The 12397-nt window shown below is 70.7% G+C and carries 15 protein-coding genes, 2 tRNA genes and 1 other RNA gene; 12 read left to right on the top strand and 6 right to left on the bottom strand.

Annotated features, from left to right (window positions below; genetic code table 11):
• The first annotated feature begins 34 nt into the window (after positions 1–34).
• Positions 35–124 (top strand) — tRNA-Ser (locus tag Sru01_RS26770).
• Between the two features lie 358 nt (positions 125–482).
• Here Sru01_RS26770 and Sru01_RS26765 read toward each other — a convergent pair.
• Positions 483–1007, bottom strand: a complete 525-nt coding sequence (locus tag Sru01_RS26765; protein WP_203991076.1) for a GNAT family N-acetyltransferase — start codon at positions 1005–1007, stop codon at positions 483–485.
• A gap of 217 nt (positions 1008–1224) precedes the next feature.
• On the opposite strand from Sru01_RS26765, the gene Sru01_RS26760 reads away from it, so the two are divergent.
• Positions 1225–1470, top strand: a complete 246-nt coding sequence (locus tag Sru01_RS26760) for a hypothetical protein (RefSeq protein WP_203991073.1) — start codon at positions 1225–1227, stop codon at positions 1468–1470.
• 57 nt (positions 1471–1527) lie between these two features.
• Here Sru01_RS26760 and Sru01_RS26755 read toward each other — a convergent pair whose 3' ends face one another.
• The 3 genes from Sru01_RS26755 to ypfJ all read right to left on the bottom strand — a co-directional run bounded on the left by Sru01_RS26755 (position 1528) and on the right by ypfJ (position 3161).
• Positions 1528–1752 carry a hypothetical protein gene (locus Sru01_RS26755; RefSeq protein ID WP_203991070.1) on the bottom strand — a complete coding sequence of 75 codons (225 nt, stop codon included), beginning with the start codon at positions 1750–1752 and terminating at the stop codon, positions 1528–1530.
• Positions 1753–1862: 110 nt separating this feature from the next.
• The gene (locus Sru01_RS26750; protein WP_203991068.1) at positions 1863–2189 is read right to left on the bottom strand and encodes a type II toxin-antitoxin system VapB family antitoxin; all 327 of its coding nucleotides are present in this window, start codon (positions 2187–2189) and stop codon (positions 1863–1865) included.
• A gap of 93 nt (positions 2190–2282) precedes the next feature.
• Entirely contained in the window at positions 2283–3161 is an 879-nt protein-coding gene (gene ypfJ, locus Sru01_RS26745; RefSeq protein ID WP_203991065.1) for a KPN_02809 family neutral zinc metallopeptidase, read from the bottom strand.
• A 280-nt stretch (positions 3162–3441) separates the two neighbouring features.
• Here ypfJ and Sru01_RS26740 point away from each other — a divergent pair, with 280 nt between their 5' ends.
• Entirely contained in the window at positions 3442–3666 is a 225-nt protein-coding gene (locus Sru01_RS26740; protein ID WP_203991062.1) for a hypothetical protein, read from the top strand.
• Positions 3667–3695: 29 nt separating this feature from the next.
• Here Sru01_RS26740 and Sru01_RS26735 read toward each other — a convergent pair whose 3' ends face one another.
• Entirely contained in the window at positions 3696–4463 is a 768-nt protein-coding gene (locus tag Sru01_RS26735) for an SDR family oxidoreductase (protein WP_203991059.1), read from the bottom strand.
• Positions 4464–4539: 76 nt separating this feature from the next.
• Between Sru01_RS26735 and Sru01_RS26730 the strand changes: the two genes are divergently transcribed.
• The 4 genes from Sru01_RS26730 to Sru01_RS26715 all read left to right on the top strand — a co-directional run bounded on the left by Sru01_RS26730 (position 4540) and on the right by Sru01_RS26715 (position 7270).
• Positions 4540–5142, top strand: a complete 603-nt coding sequence (locus tag Sru01_RS26730; RefSeq protein WP_203991056.1) for a TetR/AcrR family transcriptional regulator — start codon at positions 4540–4542, stop codon at positions 5140–5142.
• 295 nt (positions 5143–5437) lie between these two features.
• Positions 5438–6460: a cellulose-binding domain-containing protein gene (locus Sru01_RS26725; RefSeq protein ID WP_239137766.1), complete on the top strand. Its 1023-nt coding sequence runs from the start codon at positions 5438–5440 to the stop codon at positions 6458–6460.
• A gap of 241 nt (positions 6461–6701) precedes the next feature.
• Complete coding sequence (locus tag Sru01_RS26720; RefSeq protein ID WP_239137765.1) at positions 6702–6983, top strand: type II toxin-antitoxin system Phd/YefM family antitoxin; 282 nt, start codon at positions 6702–6704, stop codon at positions 6981–6983.
• A gap of 5 nt (positions 6984–6988) precedes the next feature.
• Positions 6989–7270, top strand: coding sequence for a type II toxin-antitoxin system RelE family toxin (locus Sru01_RS26715; RefSeq protein WP_239137764.1), 282 nt, complete (start codon positions 6989–6991; stop codon positions 7268–7270).
• A gap of 917 nt (positions 7271–8187) precedes the next feature.
• Here Sru01_RS26715 and Sru01_RS26710 read toward each other — a convergent pair.
• Positions 8188–8273: transfer RNA gene (locus tag Sru01_RS26710), tRNA-Ser, on the bottom strand.
• Between the two features lie 119 nt (positions 8274–8392).
• Here Sru01_RS26710 and ffs point away from each other — a divergent pair.
• From ffs to Sru01_RS26685, 5 genes are all read left to right on the top strand, one after another.
• Positions 8393–8488: signal recognition particle sRNA small type (gene ffs, locus Sru01_RS26705), an RNA gene on the top strand.
• Between the two features lie 104 nt (positions 8489–8592).
• Positions 8593–10749 carry a DNA polymerase III subunit gamma and tau gene (locus Sru01_RS26700; protein ID WP_203991045.1) on the top strand — a complete coding sequence of 719 codons (2157 nt, stop codon included), beginning with the start codon at positions 8593–8595 and terminating at the stop codon, positions 10747–10749.
• A 122-nt stretch (positions 10750–10871) separates the two neighbouring features.
• The gene (locus tag Sru01_RS26695) at positions 10872–11219 is read left to right on the top strand and encodes a YbaB/EbfC family nucleoid-associated protein (RefSeq protein WP_203991041.1); all 348 of its coding nucleotides are present in this window, start codon (positions 10872–10874) and stop codon (positions 11217–11219) included.
• Positions 11220–11225: 6 nt separating this feature from the next.
• The gene (gene recR, locus Sru01_RS26690; RefSeq protein WP_203991038.1) at positions 11226–11825 is read left to right on the top strand and encodes a recombination mediator RecR; all 600 of its coding nucleotides are present in this window, start codon (positions 11226–11228) and stop codon (positions 11823–11825) included.
• Positions 11818–12348 (top strand): DUF5063 domain-containing protein, encoded by a 531-nt coding sequence (locus Sru01_RS26685; RefSeq protein WP_203991035.1) that lies wholly within the window; start codon positions 11818–11820, stop codon positions 12346–12348. The genes recR and Sru01_RS26685 overlap by 8 nt, the downstream gene beginning before the upstream one ends.
• Positions 12349–12397 lie beyond the last annotated feature (49 nt).

The following is a 12397-nucleotide window of genomic DNA, read 5'->3' as shown; positions in this document are numbered from 1 at the left end:
CGAACCGGGCCCCGGATCCGGTAGGCTGCTCCGCGGTGGAGTCGCCTAGTGGCCGAGGGCGCACGCCTCGAAAGCGTGTGATGGGGCAACCCATCCGTGGGTTCAAATCCCACCTCCACCGCCACATGATGTCCCTTGGACATCGGAAACCCTCGAACCCACGGGTTCGAGGGTTTCGTCGTTCTCGGGGCCGCCGGTCACCGGAGCCGGTGAGCGGCGTGCGGCGGGTTCATCGGCGCCGCCGGACGACGTACCTCCAGGCGATCACCGCGACGATCACGATGGCGATCACGAATATCACCTGAACAGGATCCATGGTTTGTCACCTTTGCGCGTTTTGTCCATCGGCTGACCCATCCTCGCATCAATCGGGTGCAGATCCGGTCGCCGCCGGGCACCCATCACGTCAGGAGTTTCGGCGGCGGGATCGTGCGGAGCTCTGCCGTCGAACGCGCCGGCCGCGGTCGCCGCGGCCGGCGGGGTCACGTCAGGTTCCGGAACGGCGCGGCGTAGTCGAACGCCCCCCGGATCTCCGCGTCGTACGCGTTGAGCGGGCGTACCTGGAAATACGGCCCCCATTCCGCCACCGGTGGGATCACACCGAACTCGACGGCCGGCCGGAAGCCGAACCGCGGATAGTAGTCCCGGTGCCCGAGAAGGACGACGAGCGGTTCGTCCAGCGCGTCGGCGGCACCGAGCACCGCGTGCATCAGCGCGCCCCCGACGCCCCGGCGCTGGTGGTCCGGCAGCACGCCGAGCGGCCCCAGGCCGAGCGCCGGCGTACCCGCCACGGTGCCCCTGGTGCACACCACATGACCCGCCACCGAGCCGTCGCCGTCCAGGGCCACCAGGGACAGTGCCGGCAGCCACCCGTCGCACTCGCGCAGCTCGTCCACCAGCCGCGATTCGACGGTCGCCCCGGGTGGGCCGTCGGGCTTGGCGAAGGCGGCGTCGTGCACCCGGCGGACGGCGGCCGCGTCCCCCGGGGTCTCGCGTCGTATCAGCATCCGGCCAGGTTTCCGGCCGGGCGGCGAGCCGGTCAACCGAATAAAACCGACGAACGAACCCTTTGCCGCCTATGGCGCTGTTGCTGGATATCTCACAGTTAACGTGGTGTTCGTGGTTTTGCGCGGTTTGGCGAGTCCCGAGTAGACCAACACAGCGCTCCGCCGGCCCGGGTCCTCACCCGGTGCCGTGACCGTCACGACAACGGAGTGATCTCTCATGCTCAGACACGTCCTGACCGCCGGTGCCCTGGTGGCCTCGGCCCTGGTCTTCCCGGCGACGCCCGCGACGCGGCCGGCCGAGGCGGCCGCCTCCGTCACCGCGTCGGTGGGCGCACCGGCCCCGGTGAGCGCCCGCGACCACCACAAGCGCAAGCGGCACGCCTCGCACAAGCCGAAGCGTCATCACAGCGCCAAGCACAAGCGCCACCAGCACAAGCCCAAGCACCATCGCCGGCACCGCTGACCAGCGGGCACGATCGCGCCGTTCCGGGCGAGGCCACTTCCCCGGAACGGCCGCGGATCAGCGCTCGGCGGTTCCCGCCGCCTCGGATCCGTCCCCGGGACTCCGGCGCACCTGACGCGGGACGGCGGGGCCGGCGACCTCGCCGCCGCCCAGCGCCAGCGAGGTCAGCTGGTCGGCGAGCCACTCGGCCGGTTGCTCGCCGAGCCGCCGCCGAACCCGCTCGCGCAGCTCTCCCGCGAGCTCTTCACGAACCTGTGCCACGATCTGCGTGACATCTCGCATGCGTATCCCGCCCGAGGTCGTCGTCCCACCGGCGGCGGGCCGTGTCACCCGACGCCACGGCCGCAGCCTAGAGACCGAGGGCCGGCCGGGCGGCGAGGAACGCGAACTGTTTACTCCGGGGCGGGCGAGTGCTGCGCTTCGCCGGCGTCGGCGTCCAGGACCCGCGCGTGCAGGACCGAACGCTGGTGCAGCGCGGCACGCAACGCCCGGTGCAGGCCGTCCTCCAGGTACAGCTCGCCCTTCCACTGCACCACGTGCGGGAAGAGATCACCGTAGAAGGTGGAGTCCTTGGCGAGCAGGGAGTGCAGGTCGAGCACCGCCTTGGTGGTGATCAAGGAGTCGAGCCGGACCTGCCGCGGCGGTATCCGGGCCCAATCGCGGTGCGACAACCCGTGTTCGGGGTATGGTCGTTCGTCTCCCACTGACTTGAAGATCACCTGTTCAGTTTAAGAGAGCGCTCCGCTTGCTCTGCTCGCCGGGCGGCCCCGCAGCCGTGGGCGGCACCGGAACCGGGCCGCCCACGAACGAGGTCAGATCGAGCCGCCGAAGGTGTCACATCGGTCGGGTGCCCCGGTCTGGTAGCCGGTGGTGAACCACTTGGTGCGCTGCTCGGCGGTGCCGTGGGTGAAGGACTCCGGGTCGACCCGGCCCTGGGCCTTCTCCTGGATCCGGTCGTCACCGACGGCGGCCGCCGCGTCCAGCGCCTCCTTGATCTCGGCGTCGGTGAAGGGCTTCTCGTAGAAGCCGGTGTCCACCGCGTTCTTGGCCCACACTCCCGCGTAGCAGTCCGCCTGCAACTCCAGCCGGACGGACGCGCTCTGCGCTCCCTGGCTGTCGTTGCCGACCTTGTTCATCGTGCCGAGCAGGTCCTGGACGTGATGGCCGTATTCATGGGCGATGACGTACGCCTGGGCGAAGGGGCCGCCCTTGGCGCCGAACTTGCTCTGAAGATCGTCGAAGAAGGAGAGATCGAGGTAGACCCGCTTGTCGTTCGGGCAGTAGAACGGGCCCACCTGGGAGGTCGCCTGGCCGCATCCGGTGCTCACCGCCTGCGAGAACAGCACGGTCCGCGCGTTGCTGTAGTCGGCCTGGGCCGACTCCTGGAAGGTGTCCTGCCAGTACGCCTGGATACTGTTGACGACGCCGACCACCCGGCAGTTCTCCGACTGGTCGGCGTCGGAACCCTTCTTGCACTCCTGGGACAGGTCCGAGCTCGGCTGGACGGCACCGGGGTCCTCGCTGCCGCCGGTGATGTCCCCCGGGTTGATACCGAAGATCAAGGCGGCGATGAGGGCGATGATGCCCGCCGCCCCGCCGCCGACGGCGAGGCCGCCGCCGGGAAATCGGCCTCCGCCACCACGGTTCTCTACCTGTGATGCGTCCAGATTGGCATCATCGCGGAAGTCCATCGGCCCGTCGTCCTTCTATGAGGTTCTCAAGGTCATATGGGCGGCCACTGCCCCGAAGCGAAACGATCATGCATGACCGGTGGCCCGCAGGATGGCCGGATCATCTCTCCGGTCGCATCCCGGTGGTGGCACGACGGTGTCATTCTTCGGTCAAGGAACGGGCCGGCATCCGCGAAATTCCCTTCTGCCGGGACCGGCGAAATGCCTCCCACCTGCGCATCGTCATTAGCGTCACCAGTGATCCGCCCGCTGGAGCACCGAGACGGGAGCGTTTCCGCGCATGCCCGATGACACGCCGCCTCCCGCCTACTTCGTCCGCGTCCTCCCGGTGACCCCGCTGGGCGCCTGGCTCCGGGCAAGACTGGCGACGCAGGGCCCGTTCGTGGCCGCCGTCGTCATCGCCTCGGCGGCCGGCCTCGGCGTCGGAATGGGCCTCAGCCCGTCCTGCCCGCCCGCCCCGGCACTCCACGACCCGCCCGCACGTCCCGCGGCCCCGCCTCCGTAATGGTGGCGGGGCGGAGCGACCGGGGGGCGTCAGAGCCGGGAGCCGCCGGTGGCGTCGATGGTGGTCCCGGTGACCCAGCGACCGTCATCGGAGGCCAGGAAGGCGACGGCCGCCGCGATGTCGTCGGGACGGCCGACCCTGCGCAGCGCCGAGAAGCCCGCGGCGTACTCCTGCGCGACGGGGTCCCCGCGCAGCCAGTCGGCGTTCATGTCGGTGTCGACGAAGCCGGGCGCCACGTTGTTGACGGTGATCTGGCGGGGCCCCAGGTGCGCGGCCAGCGTCCGGGTGAAGACCTCCACCGCTCCCTTGGTCATGCCGTACGCGATCTTCTCCGGCAGCGCGATCCGGGTGGCGCCGGTGGTGATGTTGATGATCCGCCCGCCGTCGCGGAGCCGGGTCAGTGCCCGTTGGGTGAGGAAGAAGAGCGCCCGGGTGTTGACCGCGAACACCAGGTCGTAGTCGGCGGCCGAGGTCGCCTCGATGGCGCCTCCCGGGCTGATGCCCGCGTTGTTGACCAGGATGTCGAGATGCGGACCCGCCCCGTGCTCCTGTAGCCCGGCCGCCAAGCCGGCGAAGAGGTCGTCGACGCCGGTGTCCGTGCCGAGCCGGGCGCGGACGGGAAAGGCCCGGCCGCCGGCGGACCGGATCGCCCTGACGGTCTCGGTAGCCGCCCGCTCGTCCCCGGCGTAGTTGACCGCCACCAGCGCTCCATCGGCCGCCAGTCGTTCGGCGACGGCCCGGCCGATGCCGCGCCCGGCTCCGGTGACCAACGCGGTCCTGCCCGCCAGCGTGCTCATGTCATGTCCCTTTCCTTAGTGATCGCTACAGAACGGGACCGTACCACATGTGTAGCGATCGATATAAAATTGGAGGATGGGACGACCGAGGGCCTTCGACCGGGACGCCGCGCTGGATCGCGCGCTGGCGGAGTTCTGGCGGTACGGATACCAGGCGACGTCGATCGCCTCGCTGACCGCCGCGATGGGCGTCCGCCCGCCCAGCCTGTACGCGGCGTTCGGCGACAAGCGGCGGCTCTTCGGCGAGGCGGTCGCCCACTACCAGGAGACCCACGGAGCCTTCACCGCGCGGGCACTGGCCGAGGAGCCGACCGCCCGCGCCGCCATCGAGCGGCTGCTGCGCGAGGCGGCGGTGAACTACGCCGACCCCGCCCATCCGCCGGGTTGCATGATCATCTCTGCGGCGACGAACTGCGGTCCAGAGTCGGCCGACGTGGTGGCCGAGCTACGCGACATCCGGGAGCGGAGCAAGCAGGCGCTGGTGACCCGGATCCGGCAGGACGCCGGCGCCGGCCGGCTGCCCGCCGGCACCGACGCCGAGGCGCTGGGCGCCTTCTACGCCGCCGTCATCCAGGGCCTGTCCCGCCAGGCCCAGGACGGCGCCTCGGCCGCCGAGCTGGACGCCATCGTCACCCTGGCGATGGCCGCCTGGCCGGCCGCCGCGGAGCCCGCGGGCTGAATCGGCGCGATGTCTCACGCGCTCGCCTGAAATTTTCTGAGCTAAGCAGAAATCGTTGCAGGTCCCGAGGGTGCCCGGCATGGCTTCGCCGGCGTGGAGAGACATCGAGAGCCGCCCCGTTTAGCGTTAACAACGCTGATCTTCCGGTTTACTGGAGCCCTGTCCACTTCTCCGTACCGGAATCTGCCGTAAACGCCTTGGAGCAAGGCGCCATGCGAGCCGCAACGGAGGAAAGATGTCCCGAAAGCCAAGAGGGTTATCCGCACGCCTCATCGCCGTGATCATGGCCTGCTGCGTGGCCGGTGTCACGGCGGTGACCACGGTCGCGGCACACGCCGCCGCGACCGGTTGCCAGGTCACCTACGCCATCGGCTCGCAGTGGACCGGCGGCTTCAGTGCGAACGTCACGATCAAGAACCTCGGCGATCCGCTGACCGGCTGGTCGCTGCGCTGGAACTTCGACGCCGGGCAGGCGGTGGCCCAGGCGTGGGGTGCCGGCGTGACCCAGGGCGGCAGCGCGGTGACCGCTGCCAACGTCAGCTGGAACGGCTCCGTGGCGACCGGCGGCACCGCCTCGTTCGGGTTCAACGGCACCTGGAACGGCACCGCCAACCCGGTACCGGCCGCCTTCACCCTCAACGGGGTGGCCTGCACGGGCGGCGTGACCGCCTCCCCGAGCCCGTCCCCGTCGGCCACGCCTTCGCCGGCGCCCACCCGATCGCCGGGCACCCCGGCCCCGCGGACGGTGCGCGTCTTCTGGCTCAAGCCGTCGGACGTGGCCTACGACCAGCGCTACCCAAATGGCATCGCCAATGTCATGCGGGAGGCGCAGCGCTTCTTCAAGCAGCGACTCGGCAAGACGTTCACCCTGAACGACCCGGTGGTGGAGGTGGTGAACGGCGACCAGCCGCGAAGCTGGTACGAGAACACCCCGAAGTGTGGGGAGAAGTACTGGTGGACGGTGTGCAACATGCAGGAGGAACTACGGCGCAGGTTCGGCCTCGGCGCGCCGGACAGCCGCTGGGTCAACGTCGGGGAGATCAGCGCGGAAGGTGACGGCGCCGGCGGCGGCGGCGGCAACGGCTGGGTGATCCTCAGCGGCCATGACGCCGACGGCAACGCCGGCATCAACGGCCCGATGAACCGGTGGTACGGCGGCATGGTCCACGAGCTGGGACACGCGTTCGGCCTGCCGGACGCCACGTCCACCGACGGCACGTGCATGTCGGCGTCCTTCTACTCCTACCCGAATTGCACCTTCGACCAGACCCAGAAGAACGGCATGCTCAACGGCCCCTACGGCGCCTTCCTGTCCTGACCGAGATCGGGCGCGCGCGCCGCCGGCACAGCGCCGGGCCTGGACCCGTTCCGCCACCTCGGCCGGCCGGGGTGGCGGAACCCGAACCGAGTCCCGGACAGCACGAAGGCCCCGCCGGCCGACGTGCTGGCCGAGGTGCGCCGCATCCGGGAGCGGAGCAAGCAGGACGAGTGTCATGCGCGGCCGATATCCGGAGGGGTGACCGCTGTAGTAACAGATGTACATCTGTTACCTTCAAGGCATGGGCGATCCAGTAGTGGAATCCATGGCCGAGGTCCGTAGCCACCTGGCCGACGTCATCGACCGGGCTCGCCGGGACGAGACCCCGACGATCATCACGCGACGCGGCAGGCGGGAGGCCGTCGTGATCGACATCGAGGAGTACCAGCGACTCCATCGGATCGCGGAAGACGTCGAAGAGGCGTGGCTCAACCGGCTGGCCGACGAGGCCGAGGCGGAGGGCACCAGAGGGGCGGTCTCCCTGGAGGAGATGGCCGCGCTGCTCCGCGACAACCAGGGTTGAACCGCATGGGGTACACGACACGCTTCACGCCGGCCGCCCAACGGGAGATGCTCAAGATTCCGCGGCCGGACGCCGTGCGGATCCTTCATCGCCTCACCGACCTGCAGAAGGCGATGGACGCGGGTGACACCTCGGCGTTCGACATCAAGGCCCTGCAGGGGCACAGTTCCCGCCTGCGGCTCAGAGTCGCCGACTACCGTGTCGTCTACACCGTCGAGGATGGCCGGCTGATCGTGTGGGTCCTGGCCGTCGGTAACCGCCGCGACATCTACCGCCAGATTCCGTGAACCTTCGCGGGAGTCCGATGCCGGCCGTGCGGCTCGGACGCGCCATGTCCCGGATGCACGGCGGGATCGGTCCGGGGCGTGCGTGTTCCGGCCGCTCGGACCGGGCGTGGGAGATACGAGATTCGAGCCCGCGAGGGGTGGCCCTCAACGCACCTTCCAGGTTGGGTGGTTTCCCCGCGAGGCGCCCGCTCGTTCCCTGAGCCACGCGCCCGTGCATAACCGCAAATAGTTGGACACGTCGAGTGATGCCCGACGGGTTCGCGACACGTTCCGGTCGATAACGGGTGATCATCAAGGGGTATGCAGTATGGTACGCACGTCCTCAATTGTGATCGGCTTCATTCGACCGTCACCCGGTCGGCCGAATGGTCGCCCCCTCCCCCCGGAGGGTCGCAGAGAGGACCGAGTGATCATGGGTCGCCGTAATCGCGCATCGCGACATCGGACTTCTAGATCTTGGATCTGGCCGGCTGTTTCGGCGCTCGCGGCAGTTGGACGATTTATCGTCGAGCTGTTTCGCAACGGTGACAGTCCTGACCTCTAGCCAGAACTAGCTAGAGGTCAGGAAGGTCATTCCCGGAGGGCCCGTGCCCCCCAATGCTGGTCAAGGCATGGGGCGCGGGCCTTCCCTAGGCTCAGGGAATTTTCCTAAGTCTCAGGGAACCCTGCTACAAGGTAGGGCAGATGGCCAGGTCAGCCCGCTGTGGCAATCATCCCGTTAGCATCTCGTTATAATTCTGTTATTATCCGTCGGGTGAGGCTGTGAGGTGACGGGAGGCATGTCCGGCGTCAGTGGAGTGATGGCCCTGCGAGGCCTTGCCAGGGCGGCGACTGAGACCCGAACTGAGACCCAGACGCACGTAGGGCCCGGGTTGGATCGACCCGGGCCCTACGTGTTCTTGCTGCTCAACCAAGCGCGGAGGATAGGAGATTCGAACTCCTGAGGGGTTGCCCCCAACACGCTTTCCAAGCGTGCGCCCTAGGCCAACTAGGCGAATCCTCCGCCGAGAAGCTTACCGGACCGCAGCGGGTGCGAAGACCACCCGGAGGGCCTCGAATCGGTCTCGAGATTCCGTGCGCGCTGGCGGCACGGAGCACCGCCGCACCCCGCTAGACTGTCACCCGGACCCCTCGCATGGCGTCATCCTGTGAACCTCCCCAGGGCCGGAAGGCAGCAAGGATAAGCGGGCTCTGTCGGGTGTGCGAGGGGTCTCTTCGCTGGAGCCCTGGGGCCCGCCCGTACCAGCGCGAGCCGGTCGGCGCGCGTGCGCCCCGCGGGTGCCGGCGCGTTCGCACTCCGGCCCTCAAGGCGAGGAGACGGCATGAGTCTCGCCCTCTACCGTAAGTACCGGCCTGGAACGTTCGCCGAGGTCAAGGGGCAGGAGCACGTCACCGAGCCGCTGCGCCAGGCCCTGCGTTCCGGCCGGATCAACCACGCCTACCTGTTCAGCGGCCCGCGCGGCTGCGGGAAGACCTCCAGCGCCCGCATCCTCGCCCGGTCGCTGAACTGCGAGAAGGGCCCGACCCCCGATCCCTGCGGCGAGTGCGAGTCGTGTGTCGCCCTCGCCGCCACCGGGCCGGGCCACCTGGACGTCATCGAGATCGACGCGGCCTCGCACGGCGGCGTCGACGACGCTCGCGACCTGCGTGAGCGCGCCTTCTTCGCCCCCGTCTCCGCGCGCTTCAAGATCTACATCATCGACGAGGCGCACATGGTGACCCGCGAGGGCTTCAACGCGCTGCTCAAACTGGTCGAGGAGCCGCCGCCGCACCTGAAGTTCGTCTTCGCCACCACCGAGCCGGAGAAGGTCATCGGGACGATCAAGTCCCGCACCCATCACTACCCGTTCCGGCTCATGCCGCCGGGGACGCTGCGCGGGTTGATGGAGGAGATCCTCGACTCGGAGTCGGTGCCGTACGAGCCCGCCGCGCTGCCGCTCGTCGTGCGCGCGGGCGCCGGTTCGGCCCGTGACTCGCTGTCCATCCTGGACCAGTTGCTGGCCGGCGCCGGCGAGTCGGGCATCACGCACGCCGGCGCCGCCTCGCTGCTCGGCTATACCGATGGCGACCTGCTCGACGAGATGGTCGACGCCTTCGCCGCCCGGGACGGCGCGGCCGTCTTCCAGGCGGTGAACCGGGTGATCGAGGGCGGCCACGACCCCCGGCGGTTCGCGGCCGACCTGCTGGAGCGGTTCCGGGATCTGGTCGTGCTCGCCAACGTGCCGGAGGCGGCGGCCAACGGGCTGCTCGACCGGCCGGCGGACGAGCTGGAGCGGCTGGTCGCCCAGGCCGCGTCGATGGGGCCGGCCGAGCTGACCCGGGCGGCTGAGATCTTCAACGCCGGGCTCACCGAGATGCGCGGGGCGACCTCCCCCCGGCTGCTGCTGGAGCTGATGTGCGCCCGGGTGCTGCTGCCGGCCGCCGAGCAGGGTGAGGCCGCGCTGCTCACCCGGCTGGAGCGGCTGGAGCGCGGTGGCGTGGTGGCGACCGGGGGCCGCGTCGCCGCGTCGCCCGCGCCGGCACCGTCGCCCGCGCCGGCACCGGCCGCCGCGCCCGCGACGGCCGATCCGGGCCCGGCGCCGGGGCCGGGCGGCCGGCCCGCGCAGCCGCAGCCCGCCGCGGCCGCCGCGCCCACCCCGGCCCGGCGGCCGGTGGAGGACGAACGCCCCGCGCCGGTCCGGCCGGCGCCGGAGGAGGCGCCGCCGGCCGGCGGCGCGCGGCCCGCCGCCGCAGGTCCGCTCCAGCAGGGCTGGGGGCAGGTTCTCGACCTGCTCCGGCGGCGTTCCCCGGCGGTGTGGGCCAACGTCAGCACCAACGCCCGGCTGGCCGGGGTCGAGGGCGAGATCGCCACCTTGGGCTTCAGCCAGGTGGGCGCGATGCGCAACTTCGTCAACGGCGGCAAGGACACGGTGGTCGCGGCCGTGATCAACGAGGTGATGGGCGGGTCCTGGCGGGTGGAGGCCGTCGTCGGCGATTCGGCGGGCGGGTCCGCCCCGCCGGCCGGCCCGGCGCCGTCCCGGGGCCGCCCGGCGCCGCGGGCCGCCCGGCCCGACGCCGCCGCGGCCGCCGGTGCTCCCGCGGCCGGTGCTCCCGCCGCCGGCGGGCCAGGCGCCCCGGCGGGGCAGGCCCAGGCGTCCCGGCGGCGCGCCCCGGGAGCCCGGTCGAGCGGGCCGTCGGCCCCCGCCGACGAGCCCTGGCCGGACGATCCGCCACCGGAGGACATCGGCCACCCGCCGCCGTCCGGCGCCGGGCTGGCCGCCGCCCGGTCGGCGGCGCAGGCGGCGGCGCAGTCCGGCCCCCGGCCGGCGGGGGCGGCGGCCTGGCCGGACGCGGTGCCGGGCCGGCCGGCGCGCGGCCCTGAGGCCGACGAGGTCGATCCTCTCAACGACGCGGACGCCGACGCCGACGCGCTCACCGGGATGGCGCTGGTCCAGCGCGAACTCGGTGGCCAGATCATCGGAGAGATCGACCACACCTGAGACGCCCCGGGCCGCTGGGATGGTGGCGCGGGCATGGTGACGGCTTGGTGAGGGGCCGATGCATCATGGCCGGGGAAGCCGTAGGCTCGTGCCACACGCGAGGCCATGAGGAGCGCATGATCGTGAATCCAGGGGATGTCAACCTGCAGCAGTTGCTGGAGCAGGCGCAGCTCATGCAGCAGCAGTTGGCGAACGCCCAGCAGGAGCTGACCGACGCCGAGATCGAGGGGTCGGCCGGCGGGGGGCTGGTGGTCGCCACGGTGAACGGCAGCGGCGAGCTGCTGGAATTGAAGATCAGTCCGAACGTCATCGACGCGGCCGATCCCAAGGAGACCGCGGACACCGTGGCCGACCTGGTGATCGCCGCGGTCCGGGACGCCGTGCGGGCGGCTTCCGACCTCCAGCAGGAGAAGCTCGGCCCGCTGGCCCAGGGCCTCGGCGGGGGCGGGCTCCAGCTGCCCGGCTTCTGATCCGCCATGTACGAAGGGGTCGTCCAGAATCTGATCGACGAGCTCGGGCTGCTGCCCGGCGTCGGTCCCAAGAGCGCGCAGCGCATCGCCTTCCATCTGATGTCCGCCGACCCGGCCGACGTCAAGCGGCTGGCGCACGCGCTGCTGGAGGTGAAGGACAAGGTCCGGTTCTGCCGTGTCTGCGGGAACGTCGCGGCCGAGGAGGAGTGCCGGATCTGCCGGGACACCCGGCGTGACCCCCACGTCATCTGCGTGGTCGAGGAGTCCAAGGACGTCGTCGCGATCGAGAAGACCCGCGAGTTCCGCGGCCGCTACCACGTGCTGGGCGGCGCGATCAGCCCCATCGAGGGCGTCGGCCCGGACGACCTGCGGATCCGCGAGCTGATGACCCGGCTGGCGGACGGCCGGGTCACCGAGCTGATCCTCGCCACCGATCCGAACCTCGAGGGGGAGGCCACGGCGACATATCTCGCCAGATTGGTGAAACCGATGGGTTTGAAGGTCACCAGGCTGGCGAGCGGACTGCCCGTGGGCGGAGACCTGGAGTATGCCGACGAGGTCACATTGGGCCGCGCTTTCGAAGGACGGAGACTGCTGGATGTTTGACGAGTGGAGCGCTCTCGCGGATGGCGTCGCGGTGCACGCGCAGAACTACCTGGACGGCCTGGCCCGGCTGGCGGGCGGCGAGGGCGGTGACGCCATCCTGCCGATGCTCCTGGTGGAGGTCGCGCAGGTCAGCCTGGCGGGCGCCCAGCTCGGCGCGGTGCAGGACGTGATCCTGCAGGGCAACTTCGAGCCGGCCACCGGCCCCGACCCCGACCTGGACGGGATGCGCCAGGCGCTGGCCGCGCGCCTCGGCCCGGTGGACGACTACGCCGAGGTGTTCGACCCGTACAAGGACACCGGCGTCACCCCCTACCGGCTGTCGGACGACCTGGCGGCCGTGGCGGCCGACCTCGTGCACGGCCTGGGCCACTACCGGGCCGGGCGCCCGCTGGAGGCGCTGTGGTGGTGGCAGTACTCCTACTTCAACACCTGGGGCAACCACGCGGGCGCCGCGATGCGCGCGTTGCAGGCACTGGTGGCGCACACCCGCCTCGACGTGGTGGAAGAGGTCACCGCCGTCTGAGCGCAGCCGGCCCGCTGTCCACATGCTGACCGGCCCGGTCGGCGATTCA

Source organism: Sphaerisporangium rufum, assembly GCF_016863395.1.
GTDB lineage: Bacteria > Actinomycetota > Actinomycetes > Streptosporangiales > Streptosporangiaceae > Sphaerisporangium > Sphaerisporangium rufum.
Note: the sequence above shows the minus strand (reverse complement) of the source record. Positions and strands in the feature narration are given on the sequence as shown.

Excerpts from the sequence above, each read along its gene's own strand:
- Sru01_RS26730 (WP_203991056.1), top strand. The coding sequence starts at position 4,540 with ATGGGACGACCGAGGGCCTTCGACCGGGACGCCGCGCTGGATCGCGCG.
- Sru01_RS26765 (WP_203991076.1), bottom strand. The coding sequence starts at position 1,007 with ATGCTGATACGACGCGAGACCCCGGGGGACGCGGCCGCCGTCCGCCGG.
- Sru01_RS26755 (WP_203991070.1), bottom strand. The coding sequence starts at position 1,752 with ATGCGAGATGTCACGCAGATCGTGGCACAGGTTCGTGAAGAGCTCGCG.
- Sru01_RS26685 (WP_203991035.1), top strand. The coding sequence starts at position 11,818 with ATGTTTGACGAGTGGAGCGCTCTCGCGGATGGCGTCGCGGTGCACGCG.
- ypfJ (WP_203991065.1), bottom strand. The coding sequence starts at position 3,161 with ATGGACTTCCGCGATGATGCCAATCTGGACGCATCACAGGTAGAGAAC.
- Sru01_RS26700 (WP_203991045.1), top strand. The coding sequence starts at position 8,593 with ATGAGTCTCGCCCTCTACCGTAAGTACCGGCCTGGAACGTTCGCCGAG.
- recR (WP_203991038.1), top strand. The coding sequence starts at position 11,226 with ATGTACGAAGGGGTCGTCCAGAATCTGATCGACGAGCTCGGGCTGCTG.
- Sru01_RS26760 (WP_203991073.1), top strand. The coding sequence starts at position 1,225 with ATGCTCAGACACGTCCTGACCGCCGGTGCCCTGGTGGCCTCGGCCCTG.
- Sru01_RS26735 (WP_203991059.1), bottom strand. The coding sequence starts at position 4,463 with ATGAGCACGCTGGCGGGCAGGACCGCGTTGGTCACCGGAGCCGGGCGC.
- Sru01_RS26720 (WP_239137765.1), top strand. The coding sequence starts at position 6,702 with ATGGGCGATCCAGTAGTGGAATCCATGGCCGAGGTCCGTAGCCACCTG.
- Sru01_RS26715 (WP_239137764.1), top strand. The coding sequence starts at position 6,989 with ATGGGGTACACGACACGCTTCACGCCGGCCGCCCAACGGGAGATGCTC.
- Sru01_RS26740 (WP_203991062.1), top strand. The coding sequence starts at position 3,442 with ATGCCCGATGACACGCCGCCTCCCGCCTACTTCGTCCGCGTCCTCCCG.